Annotated in this window: 16 protein-coding genes; 5 read left to right on the forward strand and 11 right to left on the reverse strand. The window is 56.7% G+C overall.

All coding sequences use genetic code 11. From position 1 onward, the window contains the following. Positions 1-59: 59 nt before the first annotated feature. From ABRZ26_RS19820 to ppiB, 5 genes are all read right to left on the reverse strand, one after another. Complete coding sequence (locus ABRZ26_RS19820; RefSeq protein ID WP_319605849.1) at positions 60-1,343, reverse strand: HAAAP family serine/threonine permease; 1,284 nt, start codon at positions 1,341-1,343, stop codon at positions 60-62. Between the two features lie 445 nt (positions 1,344-1,788). Continuing rightward, positions 1,789-2,859, reverse strand: coding sequence for a 5-(carboxyamino)imidazole ribonucleotide synthase (gene purK, locus ABRZ26_RS19825; protein ID WP_319605850.1), 1,071 nt, complete (start codon positions 2,857-2,859; stop codon positions 1,789-1,791). Then, positions 2,856-3,365, reverse strand: a complete 510-nt coding sequence (purE, locus tag ABRZ26_RS19830) for a 5-(carboxyamino)imidazole ribonucleotide mutase (RefSeq protein WP_319605851.1) — start codon at positions 3,363-3,365, stop codon at positions 2,856-2,858. Before purE ends, purK begins: the two co-directional genes overlap by 4 nt. A 224-nt stretch (positions 3,366-3,589) precedes the next feature. Further along, positions 3,590-4,312, reverse strand: a complete 723-nt coding sequence (lpxH, locus tag ABRZ26_RS19835) for a UDP-2,3-diacylglucosamine diphosphatase (protein WP_319605852.1) — start codon at positions 4,310-4,312, stop codon at positions 3,590-3,592. A gap of 10 nt (positions 4,313-4,322) precedes the next feature. Beyond that, the gene (gene ppiB, locus ABRZ26_RS19840; RefSeq protein ID WP_319605853.1) at positions 4,323-4,817 is read right to left on the reverse strand and encodes a peptidylprolyl isomerase B; all 495 of its coding nucleotides are present in this window, start codon (positions 4,815-4,817) and stop codon (positions 4,323-4,325) included. Positions 4,818-5,154: 337 nt separating this feature from the next. Here ppiB and ABRZ26_RS19845 point away from each other — a divergent pair, with 337 nt between their 5' ends. Both ABRZ26_RS19845 and cysS read left to right on the forward strand, forming a co-directional pair. Next, positions 5,155-5,577 (forward strand): DoxX family protein, encoded by a 423-nt coding sequence (locus ABRZ26_RS19845; protein ID WP_319605854.1) that lies wholly within the window; start codon positions 5,155-5,157, stop codon positions 5,575-5,577. Between the two features lie 231 nt (positions 5,578-5,808). Continuing rightward, positions 5,809-7,194, forward strand: a complete 1,386-nt coding sequence (cysS, locus tag ABRZ26_RS19850; protein WP_319605855.1) for a cysteine--tRNA ligase — start codon at positions 5,809-5,811, stop codon at positions 7,192-7,194. Between the two features lie 145 nt (positions 7,195-7,339). Here cysS and ybcJ read toward each other — a convergent pair whose 3' ends face one another. The 3 genes from ybcJ to ABRZ26_RS19865 form a co-directional block, all read right to left on the reverse strand. Continuing rightward, a complete protein-coding gene (ybcJ, locus tag ABRZ26_RS19855) occupies positions 7,340-7,552 on the reverse strand; it encodes a ribosome-associated protein YbcJ (RefSeq protein ID WP_319605856.1) in 213 nt (70 codons plus the stop codon). Positions 7,553-7,585: 33 nt separating this feature from the next. Then, entirely contained in the window at positions 7,586-8,452 is an 867-nt protein-coding gene (folD, locus tag ABRZ26_RS19860; protein WP_319605857.1) for a bifunctional methylenetetrahydrofolate dehydrogenase/methenyltetrahydrofolate cyclohydrolase FolD, read from the reverse strand. A 180-nt stretch (positions 8,453-8,632) separates the two neighbouring features. Continuing rightward, a complete protein-coding gene (locus ABRZ26_RS19865) occupies positions 8,633-9,910 on the reverse strand; it encodes a DUF1835 domain-containing protein (protein ID WP_319605858.1) in 1,278 nt (425 codons plus the stop codon). A 482-nt stretch (positions 9,911-10,392) separates the two neighbouring features. Between ABRZ26_RS19865 and ABRZ26_RS19870 the strand changes: the two genes are divergently transcribed. After that, positions 10,393-11,430 carry a CAP-Gly protein gene (locus ABRZ26_RS19870; RefSeq protein ID WP_319605859.1) on the forward strand — a complete coding sequence of 346 codons (1,038 nt, stop codon included), beginning with the start codon at positions 10,393-10,395 and terminating at the stop codon, positions 11,428-11,430. A 119-nt stretch (positions 11,431-11,549) separates the two neighbouring features. Here ABRZ26_RS19870 and ABRZ26_RS19875 read toward each other — a convergent pair whose 3' ends face one another. Next, the gene (locus ABRZ26_RS19875; protein ID WP_319605860.1) at positions 11,550-13,142 is read right to left on the reverse strand and encodes a methyl-accepting chemotaxis protein; all 1,593 of its coding nucleotides are present in this window, start codon (positions 13,140-13,142) and stop codon (positions 11,550-11,552) included. Between the two features lie 381 nt (positions 13,143-13,523). On the opposite strand from ABRZ26_RS19875, the gene ABRZ26_RS19880 reads away from it, so the two are divergent. Then, a complete protein-coding gene (locus ABRZ26_RS19880; protein WP_319605861.1) occupies positions 13,524-13,859 on the forward strand; it encodes a FlxA-like family protein in 336 nt (111 codons plus the stop codon). Positions 13,860-14,092: 233 nt separating this feature from the next. Then, on the forward strand, positions 14,093-15,529 hold the full coding sequence (locus ABRZ26_RS19885) for an EmmdR/YeeO family multidrug/toxin efflux MATE transporter (protein ID WP_413556346.1): 1,437 nt from the start codon (positions 14,093-14,095) through the stop codon (positions 15,527-15,529). Positions 15,530-15,659: 130 nt separating this feature from the next. Here the strand turns inward: ABRZ26_RS19885 and ABRZ26_RS19890 are convergent, their stop codons facing one another. Beyond that, positions 15,660-17,396, reverse strand: a complete 1,737-nt coding sequence (locus ABRZ26_RS19890; protein ID WP_319605863.1) for an acetyl/propionyl/methylcrotonyl-CoA carboxylase subunit alpha — start codon at positions 17,394-17,396, stop codon at positions 15,660-15,662. After that, a complete protein-coding gene (locus ABRZ26_RS19895) occupies positions 17,393-19,006 on the reverse strand; it encodes a 5-oxoprolinase subunit B/C family protein (RefSeq protein WP_319605864.1) in 1,614 nt (537 codons plus the stop codon). Before ABRZ26_RS19895 ends, ABRZ26_RS19890 begins: the two co-directional genes overlap by 4 nt. Positions 19,007-19,014: the final 8 nt, after the last annotated feature.

A 19,014-nucleotide genomic window follows, 5' to 3' on the forward strand; every position in this document is an offset into this window, starting at 1 on the left:
CGTCATCTTTCAGGTTCCGATATGTCGGCGGCAACGTGAAATCTATTGGGCGTTCTGGATTAACCAAACAGGCTGTAAACGATAGCGGAGATGGCGATCAGCCCCATGATGGTGACGAAGACATTGCTGATGTGGCCGCTGTATTTTTTCATCGCCGGCACTTTCTGAATGGCGTACATCGGCATCAGGAACAGCAGGCAGGCGATAATAGGGCCGCCCAGCGTTTCAATCATGCGAAGAATGCTGGGGTTCAGCGTCGCCACCATCCAGGCGGTGATCAGCATGAACAGGGCGGTGATGCGGTTCAGTTTGCCGCTGGAAATACTTTTTCCCTTGCCGCGCAGCGACTTCACAATCATGCCGTTGAAACCTTCGCTGGCGCCCAGATAGTGGCCGAGGAACGATTTGGAAATGGCGATGGTGGCGATCACCGGCGCCAGATAGGCCATCATCGGGTTATTAAAGTGATTGGCCAGATAAGAGAGGATGGAGATGTTCTGGACTTTCGCTTCCATCAGCTCAGCCGGAGACAGACTTAGCACGCAGCTGAATACGAAGAACATCACGGTAATCACCATCATGATATGGCTGTAAGACAGAATGCGGGAGCACTTCTTCTCGGCCTGTTCGCCATACTCTTTACGCTTGGCGACGGCAAAAGAGGAGATAATCGGCGAGTGATTGAATGAGAAAACCATCACCGGGATCGCCAGCCACAGCGTCGCCAGCAAACTATTGCCGGTGACGTTATTGGCCAGAGAGACATTCTCGAATACCGACGTATTCCAGTGCGGCACCAAATACAGCGCCAGGACCATTAACACGGCGACGAACGGATAAACCAGGATGCTCATGGCCTTAACGATCATGGCTTCGCCAAAACGGACGATGAACATGAGTCCCAGGATCAATATTAATGACAGCAGCGCTCGCGGCGGCGCCGTTAAATGCATTTGGTGAGTAATGAAACTCTCCACCGTATTGGTGATCGCCACACTGTAAACCAGTAAAATGGGATAAATTGCAAAAAAATATAACAGAGTGATTAATTTACCCGCGCCAACGCCGAAATGTTCTTCAACCACTTCGGTTATATCTTCACCACCTTTGTTGCCCGACAATACGAAACGGCATAAAGCGCGGTGAGAATAATAGGTCATAGGGAAAGCAATAATGGCCATAATAATTAATGGTATAAGGCCGCCAATACCCGCATTTATCGGTAGAAATAATACGCCTGCGCCAATCGCGGTGCCATAAAGGCCCAGCATCCAGACGGTATCGCTTTTCCGCCAGGCTGAAGCCTGTTCTAATACCTGACTGCTGCCTTGAATTGTGCTCATGCTAGTTTCTCCTTAGTGAACACAGTGTATAAAAAATACAGTACCGGCAAGTTGCCGTTACAGGGACAAAAAATAAACAGGACATATGAAATATGTCGATGGGGAATACTGTTTGTGGCCGCATTCTATAGCGGCGCTGCCCGTGAATAATATTGATGCGATCACATAAATGAATTGACGTTAATTATTTTAATAAACATTGATATAATTTAAAACATCATAAATGATACGTTAAATATAATAGTTTTTAACAGCTCTTTTCTGATGCGTTAATTGATTTTTATAGTGTGAAAATTAACCAGAATATTAACGGAATAAAAAATAATCCGGAATAAATAATAAACGCAAATTTCGGCATGTCACGCGGAAAGTCTCTATTCGTTTTATCTCTTGGAGACGCTCTTCAGGCGCACGGCGGCGTATGCCCGAAGAGCGAAGATAACCATCAGGCGGATAACTTCTCCTGCGCCCAGCGCAGACCCGGCTGATATTCATCCGTCAGCATGGCGGCCAGCGACTGTAACGCTTGTCGCAGACGATCGCGATCCTGCGCCTGTAAGTTCAGGTGGCCGACCTTGCGTCCCGGGCGCACTTCTTTTTCATACCAGTGCAGGCGCGCCAGCGACAGCGACAGCCAGTCGGGATTGACCTCGGTGCCGATCAGATTGACCATCACCGACGTGCTATCGACGGCGGGGACAGGCATCGGCAAATCCAGAATCGCCCGCAGATGCAGTTCAAACTGACTGATAGAGGCGCCGTTCTGCGTCCAGTGACCGCTGTTGTGTACGCGCGGCGCGAGTTCATTAATCAGCAAGCGGCCATCGACGATAAAGCATTCCATCGCCATCACGCCGACGTAGCCCAGCTCCTGCATAATGGCCGACAGCATTTGCTCCGCCTGCCGCTGCAACTGCGCCGGCGGGTGGGGCAGGGCGACGCTGGCGCGCAGAATACCGTCCTGATGGAAATTGTGCGTCAATGGAAAGAACACGCAGTCGCCGTGGACGTTGCGGGCGCCGACCAGCGAGGCTTCGCCGGAAAAGTGGATGCCCTGTTCAACGATGCACTCGCCGTAGCAGTCCGCCGGCAGCGTATGCTGTTCGCCGTCGCGCAGCCGCCACTGTCCGCGGCCGTCGTAACCGCCGACGCGCCGCTTCACGATGGCCAGTTCGCCGAGACGGGCAAAAACCTGCGGCCATTCGTCGGCGTCAGCGAGCAACTGCCAGGGGGCGGTGGCCAGATTCAGCGAGTCCAGCAGTTGTTTCTGCGTCAGGCGGTCGGCCAGACGCGGGAAAATATCACGGTTGACGAACGCGGTATGCTGCGCCAGTTCCCGCGTGAGCGCGGTTTCCGGCCAGCGTTCTATCTCCGCGGTAATCACGCTGTTCTGGAAAGGAACCGATTCCGGTTCCGCATTCAGCCCGACAGGGTAGACCGCAATACCCAGCGGTTCGCCTGCCTGACGCAACATTCTGCCCAACTGACCATCGCCTAAAACGCAGACCGGTTTCATGCTTCCTCCCGCGGATCGGGATTGGCCAACACCTCGTCGGTCTGACTCTGGCGCCAGTCGGCCAGACGAATGGCGAGCGCGTCATCATGCAACGCCAGAATCTGCGCCGCCAGCAGCGCGGCGTTGGCGGCGCCGGCTTTGCCGATAGCCAAGGTTCCGACCGGAATGCCGCGCGGCATCTGAACAATCGAATACAGGCTGTCGACGCCGCTCAACGCGGCGCTTTGCACCGGCACGCCCAGCACCGGCACCAGCGTTTTGGCCGCCAGCATGCCGGGCAGATGCGCCGCGCCGCCCGCGCCGGCGATAATCACGTCAAAACCGTTCTGCGCGGCCTGTTCTGCGAAACTGAATAGCTTATCGGGCGTCCGATGGGCGGAGACGATATCAACATGAAAGGGGATATTCAGCGTAGTGAGGATTTCCGCAGCAAACTGCATGGTGGCCCAGTCACTCTTTGAACCCATGACGATGGCGATTTTTGCCGGGGCAACGTTGGATGACATGCCTGTAAAGCTCCTGTGGTTTACATGATGGTGACGGCAATGGTGTCGCGTCGGCCAGATACGCCTCAGGCACCCGCCGCGATGTTAAAAATCGCATCAATGGCGTCGGATACCGACAGGGCTCTGACTTTGAGGGCGTAGAGCATATCACGACCTTCTGGCGAGGAAAACGGTTGCGTCGCCGGGAAAAGCGGATCGTTCGCGAATCGCGCGGGGTAAAACGGCTAGAATGGAAACGAAATCAGTTCGATATCCTGAGCGGTGACTTTGATCATCGAACCTTCTTGATGCCAGGCGCCCAGTACGGCGCGGCGCGCGCGAAAATTATCGGCGACGATCTGATGGATCGCCGGGCGATGGGTATGGCCGTGGATCATGATGTTCACCTGATAGTGCTGCAAACGTTCGATAACCGCGTCTGGATTCACATCCATAATCTTCAGCGACTTGCGCTGGTTGGCCTGCTGGCTGGCCGAGCGCATGCCGGCGGCGATTCTCAGCCGTACCGCCAGCGGTAAAAGCAAAAATGCGCGCTGTATCAGCGGATTGTGAACCCGGCGGCGAAACTTCTGATAAGCGAGATCGTCGGTACACAGCGTGTCGCCGTGCAGAATCAAGATGCGCTGACCGTACAGGTCGAGCACATTCTCCGCGGGCAGCAAGGTGAGTCCGCTCTGCCGGGCGAAACGCTTGCCGATCAGGAAATCCCGATTGCCATGCACGAAATAGCAGGGGACGCCCTGGAGATGCAGCGTCAGCAGGGCATTGGCGATCGTGGTATGCAGCGGCTGCGGATCGTCATCGCCGATCCAGGCATCGAACAGATCGCCCAGAATATACAGCGCATCCGCATGCACGGCTTCATGGCGTAAAAAACGCAGAAAACCGGCGGTGATCGCCGGTTCATCAGGACTTAAATGCAGGTCGGCAATAAATAGCGTCGCCATGCGACTGCAATTACTCGCTAACGGTAACGGACGTGATGACGACGTCTTCTTTCGGCACATCCTGGTGCATACCGCTGCGGCCGGTCGCCACGCCTTTGATTTTATCCACGACGTCCAAACCTTCAACGACTTCAGCGAAGACACAGTAGCCCCAGCCGTCGGCGCGTTCGGAACGGAAGTTCAGGAAGTCGTTATCCACGACGTTAATGAAGAACTGCGCCGTGGCGGAATGCGGATCGTTGGTGCGCGCCATGGCCAGCGTGCCGCGGGTATTTTTCAAGCCGTTGTTGGCTTCATTCTTAATCGCCGCTTTGGTCGCTTTTTGCTCCATACCCGGCGCGAAACCGCCGCCCTGAATCATAAAGCCGTTGATAACACGGTGAAAAATCGTGTTGTCATAAAAACCGCTGCGGCAGTAATCCAGGAAGTTTTCTACAGTAACCGGCGCCTTGTCTGCGAAAGTGTTAATGACGATATCGCCGTGGTTTGTATGAAACGTGATCATAATAATGAACCCTACCTAGCCAAATATAATAATGGGGAACGACGCTCACAGCCTGCGGTGAACAATCAAGAGCGCACTTATAACATAACTGGCTTGCCGAGTCAGTACAGGCGGAGGCATAACCGGGGGAGGCCGTAATGGTCAATCTGCGCGGGATCCTTCGCCAACCCAAATAAACTGATTTAACGTCATGAATTTAGTGAGCTTATTTGAATGAGGTTTTTGTTGCGCCGGATCACTGTTTTTCATAATTTACTTGTTGTTTGGTTATCACCCGGATTAGTCTGAGAGCGATTCTCATTATTCTTTAATAACAACGTTAATAGACAGGTGAATTATGCTGGACAGTATTAATCGAGTATTTGATAAACCCGATTTCGGGAAGTTGTTGCTGCGTGTGTCGTTCAGTATCCTGATGCTGTTTCACGGATGGCACAAGCTTCATAGCGGTATTGGCGGCATTCAGAAAATGCTGGTTGAAGCGGGACTGCCCACATTCATCGGCTATGGCGTTTATGTCGGTGAAGTCATCATTCCGATTCTGTTGATTCTGGGGATTTTGACCCGTCCATCGGCGTTGATTTTTTCTTTCACGATGCTTGTCGCCTCGCTACTGGCGAATCCGGCTAATTTCTTCCTGTTGACGAAAACCGGCGCATGGGGCGTCGAACCCGCGGCGGTGTTCTTCTTTGCCGGTCTGGCCATCGCCTTCCTGGGTAGTGGTAAATATTCCGTAATGTCCAACCCGCGCTGGCGCTGATAATCTTTTTGTCTATCCATGGCGCTATTGTTCCAGGCCCGGTGAATTCCGGGTCTTTTTATACTTATTCCTTATCGATTATCCGCTTATTGCGCAGACTCAGTCTTGCAATAGCGCAGGGTTCAGGTTTCAATACGCCGTTAGAGTTGAAAAGCCCTAAATAAATCGATGTTGCTCACGCTGACAGCGAACAATGATTCACCTATCCTGCGAACACCATGGAATGCCCTGATGCTAAAGATTTTTAATACACTGAGTCGCCAAAAAGAGGAATTCAAACCTATCCACGCTGGTCATGTGGGGATGTATGTGTGTGGCATTACCGTTTATGACCTGTGTCATATTGGTCACGGGCGTACTTTCGTGGCATTTGATGTGGTGGCGCGTTATTTACGCTATCTGGGATACTCGTTGAAATATGTCCGCAATATTACCGATATTGACGATAAAATCATCAAGCGTGCGGCGGAAAATGGTGAAACCAGCAACCAGTTGACCACCCGCATGATCGCGGAAATGCATGCCGATTTTGATGCGTTGAATATTCTGCGCCCGGATGTCGAGCCGCGCGCCACCCACCACATTAACGAGATCATCGAACTGGTGCAAAAGCTGGTGGAACGGCGTCACGCCTATGTCGCCGCTAACGGCGATGTGATGTTCTCCGTGGATACCGCGCCGGGGTACGGCGTGTTATCGCGTCAGGATCTCGATCAGCTACAGGCCGGCGCGCGGGTAGAAATTACCGAAGTGAAGCGCAACCCGATGGACTTCGTACTGTGGAAGATGTCCAAACCCGGCGAACCGCACTGGTCCTCGCCGTGGGGCGAAGGCCGCCCTGGCTGGCACATCGAATGTTCGGCGATGAACTGCAAGCAGTTGGGCGATCATTTTGATATTCACGGCGGCGGATCGGATCTGATGTTTCCGCACCATGAAAACGAAATCGCCCAATCCACCTGCGCCCATGACGGCCCTTACGTCAACTATTGGATGCATTCCGGCATGGTGATGGTCGACCGGGAAAAAATGTCGAAGTCGCTCAATAACTTCTTCACCGTGCGCGATGTCTTGGCGTATTACGATGCTGAAACCGTGCGCTACTTCCTGATGTCGGGCCACTACCGTAGCCAGCTTAATTACAGCGAAGAAAATCTGAAACAGGCGCGTTCGGCGCTGGAACGTCTGTACACCGCGCTGCGCGGTACGGACAGCGACGTGGCGGCGCAGGGCGGAGAAGCGTTTGAAGCGCGCTTTCGTGAAGCGATGGACGATGACTTCAACACCCCGGAAGCCTATTCCGTGCTGTTCGACATGGCGCGCGAGGTTAATCGCCTGAAGGCGGAGGATCGGCATGCGGCTAATCAATTGGCCTCTGCGCTGCGTAATCTGGCGAAAGTGCTGGGCTTGCTGGAGCAGGATCCGGAAGTGTTCCTACAGGGCGGCGCGCAGACGGACGATGACGACGTTAAAGAAATCGAACGGCTGATCAAGCAGCGAAAAGATGCCCGTCAGGCAAAAGACTGGGCGCTGGCGGATGAGGCGCGCGACAGGCTGAACGAGATGGGCATTATTCTGGAAGACGGGCCGCAGGGAACCACCTGGCGGCGTAAATAGTTTCCGGCGTAAAGCCGTTTCAGCTCTCCGCCTATTAACGCCGGCGGAGAGCCGCCGCTGAAACCGCGAGCGGTAACGGCAAAATGGAGCATAACGCCGTCCTCTCGATGCGCTGAGAGCCGACGTTATGCTCGGCCTGATGTTATCAGGCGCTGACTTCCACCGTCGCACCGTCAAATTGGACTTTCTGCCCGGCAACGATTTTGCAGCGCTTGCGCGTTTCCGTTTGCCCGTCGACGGTGACTTCGCCGGCGGCGATGGCCACTTTGGCCGCCGCGCCGCTTTCACTCCAGCCCAGCAGTTTCAATAAGTCGCACAGTTCAACGTGCGGATGTCGGTCGAGATGAAAAATTTCCATAATATCCTGATTCTTATGCCTTAAGCGCCGTCGTTAACGTGCGGCGCCATCGTGATATTCCTCGCAAGCCTGCAAGGTATTTTGAATTAAGGTCGCCACCGTCATCGGCCCCACGCCGCCCGGCACCGGGCTGATATAGGCGGCTCTTTCCTGCGCGGCATCGAACGCCACGTCGCCGACGACTTTACCGTTTTCCAGACGATTGATACCGACATCGAACACCACCGCACCCGGTTTGATCCACTCGCCGGGAATGAAACCCGGTTTACCTACGGCCACCACCAACAGATCGGCGTGTTCGATATGGTGGCGCAGATCTTTGGTAAAACGATGGGCCACCGTCGTGGTGCAGCCCGCCAGCAGCAGTTCCAGGCTCATGGGCCGACCGACGATATTGGATGCGCCGACGACCACGGCATTCAGACCGTGAGGGTCGATATGATAACGTTCCAGCAGCGTGACGATCCCGCGCGGGGTGCAGGCGCGTAAACGAGGCGCGCGTTGGCAAAGCCGCCCGACGTTGTACGGGTGGAACCCATCGACATCTTTATCGGGCGAAATGCGCTCAATCACTTTGGTATTGTCGATGCCTTCAGGCAGCGGAAGCTGAACCAGAATACCGTCAATCGTCTTATCCGCATTGAGCCGATCGATGAGTCCCAGCAATTCGGCTTCGGTCGTGGTCGCCGGTAAGTCATAGGAGCGGGAGATAAAGCCGACTTCTTCGCAGACTTTGCGTTTGCTGGCGACATAAATCTGCGAGGCGGGGTTTTCGCCGACCAGGATAACAGCGAGGCCCGGCGCGCGTTTACCTGCCGCCAAACGTTGTTTTACTCGTGCAGCGACTTCGTCTTTGACCTGCTGCGCAATCGTTTTACCATCAATAATCTTTGCTGCCATCTGAGATGAGGTCCATCAATGTTAAATACGGAAGAAGTGGCGCTATTTTGTCAGAAGCCGGGCGCGCTGTCAGGCTTTGCGTCAATATAATCATCTGAATGGCGGCAAATCAGCCCTTCACCTTTCGCCTGTCGTTGCGCGTACTGAAGTTTGCCGGGCCAGGTTGCCGCCATCTCCGTCCTAGTCGATCAGCGCCAACTGCTGTCGTTGCGGATCCCAGCGCCAGCAGGGGATGCCGCCCTCGATACGCACGCCGCCAAGCCAGCGGACGGCGGGATGGCAGCGCATCCAGTCCAGCCGATTCGCCAGAAGCTGCCGACCGACCGGCGTCAGATGCAACGTATCGGATGCGGCATCCAGCAACAGCGCCGGTTCCGGCGCCAGCCGCAGTCCGTCGATTATCGCATCCAGCATGATATCTCCGAGCCAGGGGAGCGGTTCATGCTGCTCCATCAGCGTACGAAAAAGCTGCTTATAGGAGGCGGGCTGTTCGGCCAGGCAGCGCAGCACCAGCTGTTCGGTCAAACCGAGCCCATTGACGATATCAGGAAATTCCCGGCAGTGACGCCGCAGCGCCTGAGGCGCAAAGGGCAGGTCGCTGCCGACGCCGTCGGCCAAAGAGAGCAGCGGCGCGGGGTTATCCGAACGCAACCTCTCCCACACCTGATGACCCTGACGACATTGCCGGGCGCTCACGGGCTGACGCGACTGCCAGAGCAGCAGCAAGGCTTCCGCGGGGAGTTGTCCGAGACCGAGAAAGCGACGGCTGCCGGGGTAGCGATCGACCGTGACCATTTCCAGCAATGGCGCGGGGCGGGTATGAAAATGCGCCAGACAGCGCGCCAGGATTAACTGATCATAGCTGTCGTGTTCAAACCACAGCACGATGCGTTGATAGCGATTGGCCGCGGACAACAGCGTTTGTTCTTCCTGTTCACGCTGTTGCAGAAGCCGCCGCCGACTGATGCCCATGCGGGCGGCATAGTGATCGGCAAGAAATTCCACGCGCGTCGACAGCCAGTCATCCCCGCTATGCACCGGCCCCTGGCAAAACGGATCGCTATAGGCCAGATAATCGCCGGTAAATCCCGCCTGCTGGAGCCGGTGCTGAATATCGGCGCCGCAGCGGATATGTAGGGTGGAAAGCGCGTAGTCCGGCGCAGCGCCTTGGGCGTCAATCGTTTTTCTTGCCTGCTCCATCGCCTCGACATGGGCTTTCAGTTTCGGCCAGCTTGGCGCCCCCAACTCCTGCGCGATAATCCATTGGGCATCGCTCAGTTGTCCATGCGACTGCGCCAGCTGTTCTGGCGTCAGGCCGGGGTGGTAACGTTGAAAACGGGCAATAGCGTCAGGCTGAGATTGCCGGATGGCGTTACGCAACGCTTTTGCGCGTTTACGCTGTTGTTCAAGGTTGATGCGAAATGGCGAGGAAAATACGGCAGGCTGGGATGATGTCATCGTTGCGCCCCTTTTCTAAGGTCTGTGTCCGCCAATCAGACAGAAAAGGGAAAGCCAATAAGGCATACCGTTTCATCGATCATGGGCGCAGCCCTTTCCGCGGACGAGGAGGCGTCGATCACGCCATCCGCACGTTAGCAAAACGCGCCGCCGTTTTCAATCGCCGTCGTTCCGTCAAACAACCGTCTTTCATCACTTCCCGTACGTTATATTAATTAATGTAATTGTTTCTTTGCCGCTCTATTAATGTCTGTGATTATTAAAAAGCAAACGGCCTGCTGAAAAATAAAATCATTTTAATTTAAAATATTGATTAATAATATTTTATTTATTTTTTCCGTATTATAACAGATAGCGTTTTTATCTCTTTTTTTCCTCATCTTGTTTTTTAAATCACGGCTATACTTTAGTTGATTTAATGTTTTGTTGTTTCACAACATGCTGGCTGTTAAACATAGGCGGCATCAAAGGAGTTTTTGGGTATGAGCGTTATGAATGAACTGCATGTGGCAAAAAAAATATCGTGGGGGAGTATTATTGGCGGGGTAATAACGGTATTGGCGGTGTCGTTATTGCTGTCTACGCTGGGTACCAGTCTGGGATTCTCGATGGTGGATCCGTTGTCCGATAATCCGGTTAACGGCGCCGGGACCACCGTCCTGGTTTGGTCCGCCATTTCCATCATCATCAGTCTGGCCGCAGGGGCGTTTATTGCCGGCCGCCTGGCCGCGATGGACGGCTTGATTCATGGTTTCCTGGTTTGGGCCACGGCGTTGATCGTCGCCGCGGTTCTCGGCACCGCGGTGCTGGGCGGCGCGATGAAAGCCACCGGTAATGCGTTGGGGTCGGTGGCGTCACTGACCGGCAACGCCATTTCCGGCGTGGGTTCCGCCGTCGGCGGCGGTTTGCAGGGGCTTGCCAATATGGGCGGTCAGGCATTCGATAATCTTAATCTGGATACTAAGATGCAACCGGAAACGGTAAGCAACGACGTCGCGGCGGCTTTGCGTAAGAGTAATATCGCCTCGTTGCAGCCGGAGTATATGCAAACGCAGTTGGAAGGCGCGAAAAATGAAATTACCGAAGCGGTAAAAGAAATTGCGCTTAACCCATCCAACAGCGATGCGATTATTCAGAGCCTGACCGACAAGCTGAAAAAACGCGGTGAAGCGTTATCGAAAGATGTCGATCGCGCCAGCGTAACCAAAGCGCTGTCCGAAAACACCAACATGACGCAGGATGAAGTCAACAAAACCGTTGATAATCTGATTGCCGCCAAAGACAAGAGCGTTCAGGTGGTCAATCAACGGTTGAATGACGTTCAGGCCAATATCGAACAGGCTAAACAGCAATATGCTGACCTGAAACAGAAAGCGCGCGAGGAAGCGGCTGCCGCTGCGTCCGCTCTGGCCCACGCCGCGCTGTGGTCATTCTTCGCTTTGCTGATTGGCGCGATCGTCAGTGCGCTGGCTGGACTGTGGGGCGTTAAAACCTGCGATAAACGTTTTTGCGCCAAGTAATATTGATCGCTAATTAACAACGCAGACCGAGCGCCGCCTGTTTTTATGTCAACAGGCGGCGCTTTTTATGACGGGCGGCCGGTCAAATACGCAACCGGCGGCGCTTGCAAATGATGCGATCAGGCCTGGCTAATGCCCAACGGCGTATCCGACCGGGCATCGACCTTAAACGCCGCCATGGCCATGACTAACTGACGGGATTGATCTTCGAGGGAACGGGTTGCCGTTGCGGACTCTTGCACTAAAGCCGAGTTTTGCTGGGCGACATCCTCCATCTGATTAACCGCGACATTGACTTGATCGATACCGTGGCTTTGTTCTTTCGACGCATTGGCGATTTCTTTCATCAGAACATTGATATTGGTGATTTGCTCTGCAATGGCGGACATGGTTTCGTCAGCTTTCGCCGTGAGCTGCGAGCCTTCGTTCACATGCCGGTTGGAGTCGGCGATCAGCGCGTGAATCTCTTTCGCCGCCTGAGCGCTGCGCTGCGCCAATGTTCTGACTTCATTGGCGACCACGGCGAATCCCCGACCTTGTTCGCCGGCCCGGGCGGCTTCCACGGCCGCATTCAACGCCAGAATATTGGTCTGGAATGCGATGCCGTCAATGACGCTAAGAATGCCGGCGATACTATTGGCGCTTTGAGAAATGTCTTTCATTTTATCCATCGCGTCTCGTACCACCTTATTACCTTGTTTGGCGATCTTGGCGACGTTTTCGGCGAGCTCATGGCCTTGTTCGGCATTATCCGCATTGTGTCTGACGGTGGCGGTCAACTGTTCCATACTGGCGGCTGTCTGCTCCAGCGAGGAGGCGGAAATTTCCGTACGACGAGAGAGATCTTCGTTGCCTGATGCCAGCTCGCGGCTGCCGACATCAATTTGTATGCAGGCATCCCGCACGCGTATCACAGATTCGGCAAGCGATTGCTGCATTGTCTGTAAAGCGGCGTTGAGTCGTCCCAGCTCATTGCGGCCGGGCGCGGGAACTTCTTGCGTTAAATCACCGACAGACACGTATTCCAGATGATGGATAGCGGTATTGAGCGGCGTGAGCAATAGTTTTCGCAACACCACCCAGGCGAGGAGGATCAGCGCAAATGTCAGCAGGCAACATAATCCGATCATCAGCAGCATCAGTTTTTTGTCATTGGCGGCGGTTTCCAACTGTTCCAGCCCGGTTTTTTGCGCATATTCAAAAAACGTTTTATTGGCGGTATCGAATTTTGTCCCCAACGAACGCAGACGGTTTTCAATTAACCAGTAATATGTCTGACTATCCTGTTTATTCAGCGCATCCAGCATGGGTTGAATACCTTGCGCAAAATAGTCCTGATAGGCCTGGTTAATTTCATTCGCCAGCGCTTCCCCCTGTCCGGTTCCTTTCGCCGCGGCGAAAAAACGCTGTAGATCTTCTTGCGCCGCATTGGCATATTGCGCCGAACGTCCCGCGGCGGCGGCGGCATCTTCAGGTTTATTCACTTCCATGTTGCGTACCGCCAGCGAGGCGGCAACGCGAATTCGCTGCATATTGGTATTACTGCTGGCCAGATTGCCCAACTGAATTCCCTGAGTCAGATTTACGGCATGCAGCGATTGATAGCTCTTATTGATGGCGATAATGCCTATTGCGCTGACGCTAAGTAATAAGAAAGCCATTAACGTCAATAAAATCAATAACCCAGAACGGATAGATAATGTTTTTAACATGGTAACTCCTGCCTGGACGTGAGAATGAAAACGCGATGGAGTACGGGTGATTATTTCATCGACGTTCGGCGGAATAACTTTAGTTAATTAAATTGATGATTGGCCTCGAGCCAGAAAGAAGAATATTGAGGTAGCGATTTGAATTTAAATGAATAAATTTATTCTGCGCGTTTTAATCTCAATAGATATGTTGCATTGGTTTTCCCGCACTGGCCGTTGGCCCTTTTTCCGGCGGTGAGCGGGCCGCCGGCCGGCGTGGGGTGAAAATATCCGAGAGTCCGCGCGGCGTTTTTTCAGACAAAGTACTAAATCCTGTGCGCCGGCCACTGTTCTATACTCATTATCAAGCCCTTGACAGGGCGGATGAACGGAGGAAAGAACATGGTTACGCTTAATGCAATCTCTTCAGTTCCATCTGGCGCGGCGCTCAGCAGCCAGGATAACGTACAACGGATTGCCCGTTTACCGGCATTATCCAGAGAGTCCTCCGATCAGCGGTCTTCCGGCAACGCCGGCGAGGATGAGGCCATGCAACTTCAGGCCAAAATGCTGCAAGCGCAGATTGAATCGCTGCAACAACAGCTGGACGGGCTACAGAGCGGGCGCGACAGGTCAGCCTATCATGCCGGGAGCGATGCGCAGAGCGGGAGCGAAACGCCGCCTGCCGACGGCATTAATCGCCCGACGGCCGCCAATCGAGTCAACGTTTACATCTAGGCGCTCCGCGTAAAGGTTTGATCGCCATTGCGGGCGCCAACGCTTCGCGCGTGACGGCGCTGCGCAATGGCCGTCAATCGTCCGGCGCGCAAGGCGCCGCCTCTTCGACCAGACGTTCGTAACAGACAGATTGTTGTCTTTTCATGTCGACGCGAGCAAAAAATCCTTTGCAGGATAACCGTTGATAACCCATGATTTAAACCGTGGTTTACTTTCCTTTTTGCAGGTCTGTATTGGACTTATATGCGGCGTTACGCCAGCGCGTGGTTCGGACGCACTGGTACACCAATAGAAAAAGCTACCGGGTGCTGTTCTGGCGCGAAATTACGCCGCTGGCCGTGCCTATCATGCTGGAAAATGCCTGCGTACTGCTGATGGGGGTGCTTAGCACCTTTCTGGTTAGCTGGCTGGGTAAGGCCGCGATGGCGGGCGTGGGACTGGCCGATAGTTTCAACATGGTGATCATTGCTTTCTTCGCCGCCGTCGATCTCGGCACGACGGTGGTGGTGGCGTTCAGCCTCGGCAAGCGGGATCGGCGGCGGGCGCGCGACGCGACGCGCCAATCGCTGGTGCTGATGACGATCGTCGCGCTGGTGCTGGCGCTGAGCATCCATCTGGCGGGCGAGCAAATCATTAATCTCATTGCCGGCCAGGCCGAACCCGAGGTGAAAAGGCTGGCGCTCTCTTATCTGCAAACCACGGTATGGAGCTACCCGGCGGCGGCCATCGCGTTAATCGGCAGCGGCGCGCTGCGCGGCGCCGGCAACACCAAAATCCCGCTGCTGATCAACGGCGGCATGAATATCCTCAATATCGTGATTAGCAGCCTGTTGATCTATGGTCTCGGCTCCTGGGAAGGGCTGGGTTTTATCGGCGCCGGTCTGGGGCTGACCATTTCACGTTATATCGGCGCGCTGGGCATTATTTATGTGCTGATGATCGGCTTCAATCCGGCGCTGCACATCACGTTGAAAAGCTATCTGACCCCGCTGAAGTTCAATATTCTCGCCGAGGTGTTGGGCATCGGCATCCCGGCCAGCATCGAATCCGTGTTGTTTAACGGCGGCAAGTTGCTGACGCAAATGTTCGTCGCCGGCATGGGGACTAACGTCATCGCCGGTAATTTTATCGCATTTTCCGTCTGTTCGTTGATTAACCTGCCGGGCAACGCGCTGGGTTCGACGGCGACCATTATTGTCGGCCAGCGTCTCGGCAAGGGGCAAATCGCGCAGGCCGAGCGCCAATTGCGTCATATTTTCTGGCTGTCGACCATCGGCCTGACGCTGATCGCCTGGTGTACGGCGCCGTTCGCCGGGCTGTTCGCCTCCTTCTACACCCAGGAGCCGGACGTGAAACACGTCGTGGTGATCCTCATCTGGCTGAACGCGTTGTTCATGCCGATCTGGGCTGTATCCTGGGTATTGCCCGCCGGGTTGAAGGGCGCGCGCGATGCGCGCTTTGCCATATGGGTCTCCATGCTGGGCATGTGGGGCTGCCGCGTGGTGGCGGGTTATACGCTGGGCATCGTGTTGGGTATGGGCGTGGTGGGGATCTGGCTCGGCATGTTCCTCGACTGGGCGGTGCGCGGCGCGTTTTTCTACTGGCGCATGGTCAGCGGACGCTGGCTATGGAAATATCCCCGGGTGAAGCATCAGGACGAGACGCGCTGAGGCTGTGCTTTTGGCGTTGTGGGATTGATTTAACATCGACATGTCGCGTCTGCGGGAGGGGCGGCAACGGTTTATGGCAAATCAGCGGCATGCTAACCCTCCGCCGCCGATTTGCCTGTGCAATGCTGGACTACTCAGCCGTAATGCGGCCCAGTTCGGCGCCGGCGTCCAGCAGGTCGCCGGCGTTAGCCGACTGAGACAGTCTGCCGGCGCGCGGAGCGACGATCTGCGTTTCCATCTTCATCGCTTCCATCACCGCCAGCGGATCGCCCGCCTGCACCAGCGCGCCGTCCTCGACCAGCCAGGCATGCAGATTGCCGGATAGCGGGGCGCACAGTCGATCGTCCGACTCCGGCTGGCTATCCTGCGGCGCTGCGCTTTCCGCCGATGCGGGCAGAGAACCGAGATTGCGCAGCAGCGCGGCGGGCAGGCCGAGCGTACAGCGGCGACCGTCTATTTCGATCGTGCTGCGCAGCAGTTCCGTACCGGCGGGCGGCACGGTGCGCGGCGCGATATCCGCCAGCCCGGCGAAATCCGTTTCGATCCAGCGGGTGTGGACGCGAAAACCCTGTTCGCCGGTGAAATCGGCCTGGGCTAATACCGCCTGATGAAACGGCAGCACGCTGGCCACGCCGTCGATGCTGAACTCGCGCAGGGCGCGACGCGCGCGCGCGATGGCCTGTTCGCGGGTGGCGCCGGTAACAATCAGCTTAGCCATCATGGAGTCGAAGGCGCCGGGTACCAGCGACCCGCGCGCGACGCCGGTATCCAGTCGGATGCCGGGGCCGGAGGGCGGCTGAAATTCCGTGATCGCGCCCGGCGCCGGCAGGAAGCCCTTGCCCGCGTCCTCGGCGTTGATGCGAAACTCGATGCTGTGGCCGCGCGGCGTCGGCGTGGCGCTGAATGACAACGGCAGGCCTTCGGCGATGCGCAACTGTTCGACCACCAGATCGACGCCGGTGGTTTCTTCGGTCACCGGGTGTTCGACCTGGAGGCGGGTATTGACTTCAAGGAAAGAGAGCGTGCCGTCCGCGCTAAGCAGAAACTCCACCGTGCCGGCGCCGACATAGCCCGCTTCGGCGCAGATATCGCGCGCCGCCTGATGTATGCGCTGGCGCTGTTCGTCGTTCAGGAACGGCGCCGGCGCTTCTTCGATCAATTTTTGATTGCGCCGTTGCAGTGAACAATCACGGGTACCCACTACCACGATATTGCCCGCGCGATCGCCTAAAATCTGCGCCTCGATATGGCGCGGCCGGTCGAGAAACTTCTCCAGAAAACATTCGCCGCGCCCGAACGCCGCGGTCGCTTCGCGCACTGCCGACTCATACAGCTCGGCCGCTTCATCCATCCGCCAGGCGACCTTGAGTCCCCGACCGCCGCCGCCGAAAGCGGCCTTAATGGCGATCGGCAGACCGACCTGTTCGGCGAAGGCCAGCACCTGTTCGGCGTTGTCTACCGGTTCGGCGGTGCCGGACACCAGCGGCGCGCCGACGCGCTGAGCGATCTTGCGCGCCTGCACCTTATCGCCCAAGGCTTCAATGGTCGTCGGATCGGGGCCGATCCAGGTCAGACCGGCATCGATGACGGCCTGGGCGAACTCGGCGCGTTCGGACAGAAAGCCGTAGCCGGGATGGACGGCGTCGCAGCCGCTGCGTTTAGCGATGGCAAGCAGTTTGTCGATAGCCAGATAGGTATCGGCCGGACGCTGGCCGTCCAGTCCCCAGGCTTCGTCGGCGCAGCGTACGTGCAGCGCGTCGATATCGGCGTCGGCGTACACGGCCACCGACTGTAAACCATAATCGCGACAGGCGCGGGCGATACGAACGGCGATTTCGCCGCGATTGGCGATAAGAACTTTTTTCATAGCGTCTTCTTCTGATCGTTCGGATGCGGCTGAGTATCATCCAGTTCGCAAAACGTGGTTATCGGATTAAAGCGAATGCGGGCGCCCGGCGGGATCTGGCCGGCCAGATCCAGATGGTAGCTGGCGACCGCACCGATTACCGGATAGCCGCCGGTCAGCGGATGATCGGCAAGGAACAGCACCGGCTGACCGCTGGCCGGCACCTGAATCGCGCCGGGCGAGGTGCCTTCGCTGGGCAGCTCGCTCTGGTTGCTGCGCGTCAGCGGTTGTTCGCCGCTCAGCCGGATGCCCACCCGGTTTGACTGCGGCGTAACCAGCCACAGCTGGCTGGCCAGTAGACGAAGGGCTTGCTCGGTAAACCAGTCGCTGCGCGGCCCCATAACGACGTCGAGGGTGACGACCTGTTGGCTGGTCGGCAGGTCGTCGGCCGGTTCTTCGCTGAGCGATACCGCGTGCCGCGCGCCGACGCCGCCGATAGCCAGTCGGTCGCCGGCGCTCAGCGGTTGCGGGCCGAGCTGCGCCAGGGTATCGCGCGACAGGCTGCCGAGCACCGGCTCGACGGCAAAGCCGCCGCGCACCGCCAGATAACCGCGCAACCCCTGCTGCGCGACGCCCAGCGTCAGACGGTCGCCGTCTTCCAGCAAGAGCGGGCGCCAGGCCTCGGCCGGCAGCGATGCGCCGTCGCGGGTCGTCAGGATGAGCGGCATGCGGGCGCCGGTGACCGCCACCAGCGCCCGACCGCGGCAGACAAGACTCAGCCCGCCGTGCAGGATCTCGATGCAGGCGCTGCCGATCGGGTTGCCCACTGCGCGGTTGGCGGCGCGCAACGCGCCGCGATCCAACGCGCCGGAGGCGGACACGCCCTGGCCGGTCAGGCCCGGTCGGCCAAGATCCTGGAGCAGACTTTGCAGGCCGGGCGAAACAATCTCCAGCACATCTTTCCCCTGCGGCGCATCGGCGGACGGCGCGGCCGGTTCGTCGGCCGGCGGGCTGTCTGGCTGCGGGCCGGCGTCGTAGAAACGCACGCGATAGCCGGGCTGTAGCAGCGCCGGTTGCTCGCGCGAAAGATCCCACATTTTCAGCGGGGTCACGCCGAGGATTTGCCAGCCGCCGGGGCTGGCCTGCGGATAGATGCCGCTGAATTCGCCGGCCAGCGCCACGGCGCCCGCCGGGATTTTGGTGCGCGGCGTCGCGCGGCGCGGTACGCGGAATTCAGCGCCGCCGGTCAGGTAGGCGAACCCGGGCGCGAACCCGGTGAACGCCACGCTGTAGTCGCTCCCGGTGTGGCGCCGGATCAGTTCATCGACGCTGATGCCGAGTCCTTGCGCGACGTCGGCCAGATCCTCGCCGTTATAATGCACCGGAATTTTAATCAGTTGGCTGGCGCGCTCGGTGCGCCGGCTGACATCGCGGCTGGCGATATCGGCGATCAGTTCATCGCGCCGGACGGCTTCCGGCCGAAAATAGATCAGCAGGGTGCGGGCGGCGGGAATAATCTCCTCCACGCCCGCGATCGGATCGCTTTGCAGCGCCCCGAACAGGGCCAGCGTTTCGTTCAGATCGTCGAGTTCGACCAGAATCGCGTTCAGGTTAACGGGTAAAAAACGCAAGGGCGACT

The sequence above is a fragment of the Brenneria sp. L4-2C genome, assembly GCF_040240335.1.
Taxonomy (GTDB): domain Bacteria; phylum Pseudomonadota; class Gammaproteobacteria; order Enterobacterales; family Enterobacteriaceae; genus Brenneria.

Bases quoted from the DNA above. Each gene is read 5' to 3' on its own strand.
- ABRZ26_RS19820 (WP_319605849.1), bottom strand. From the start codon at position 1,343: ATGAGCACAATTCAAGGCAGCAGTCAGGTATTAGAACAGGCTTCAGCC.
- ABRZ26_RS19880 (WP_319605861.1), top strand. From the start codon at position 13,524: ATGGTTACGCTTAATGCAATCTCTTCAGTTCCATCTGGCGCGGCGCTC.
- ABRZ26_RS19870 (WP_319605859.1), top strand. From the start codon at position 10,393: ATGAGCGTTATGAATGAACTGCATGTGGCAAAAAAAATATCGTGGGGG.
- ABRZ26_RS19845 (WP_319605854.1), top strand. From the start codon at position 5,155: ATGCTGGACAGTATTAATCGAGTATTTGATAAACCCGATTTCGGGAAG.
- ppiB (WP_319605853.1), bottom strand. From the start codon at position 4,817: ATGATCACGTTTCATACAAACCACGGCGATATCGTCATTAACACTTTC.
- ABRZ26_RS19890 (WP_319605863.1), bottom strand. From the start codon at position 17,396: ATGAAAAAAGTTCTTATCGCCAATCGCGGCGAAATCGCCGTTCGTATC.
- ABRZ26_RS19875 (WP_319605860.1), bottom strand. From the start codon at position 13,142: ATGTTAAAAACATTATCTATCCGTTCTGGGTTATTGATTTTATTGACG.
- cysS (WP_319605855.1), top strand. From the start codon at position 5,809: ATGCTAAAGATTTTTAATACACTGAGTCGCCAAAAAGAGGAATTCAAA.
- ybcJ (WP_319605856.1), bottom strand. From the start codon at position 7,552: ATGGAAATTTTTCATCTCGACCGACATCCGCACGTTGAACTGTGCGAC.
- purE (WP_319605851.1), bottom strand. From the start codon at position 3,365: ATGTCATCCAACGTTGCCCCGGCAAAAATCGCCATCGTCATGGGTTCA.
- folD (WP_319605857.1), bottom strand. From the start codon at position 8,452: ATGGCAGCAAAGATTATTGATGGTAAAACGATTGCGCAGCAGGTCAAA.
- ABRZ26_RS19865 (WP_319605858.1), bottom strand. From the start codon at position 9,910: ATGACATCATCCCAGCCTGCCGTATTTTCCTCGCCATTTCGCATCAAC.
- purK (WP_319605850.1), bottom strand. From the start codon at position 2,859: ATGAAACCGGTCTGCGTTTTAGGCGATGGTCAGTTGGGCAGAATGTTG.
- lpxH (WP_319605852.1), bottom strand. From the start codon at position 4,312: ATGGCGACGCTATTTATTGCCGACCTGCATTTAAGTCCTGATGAACCG.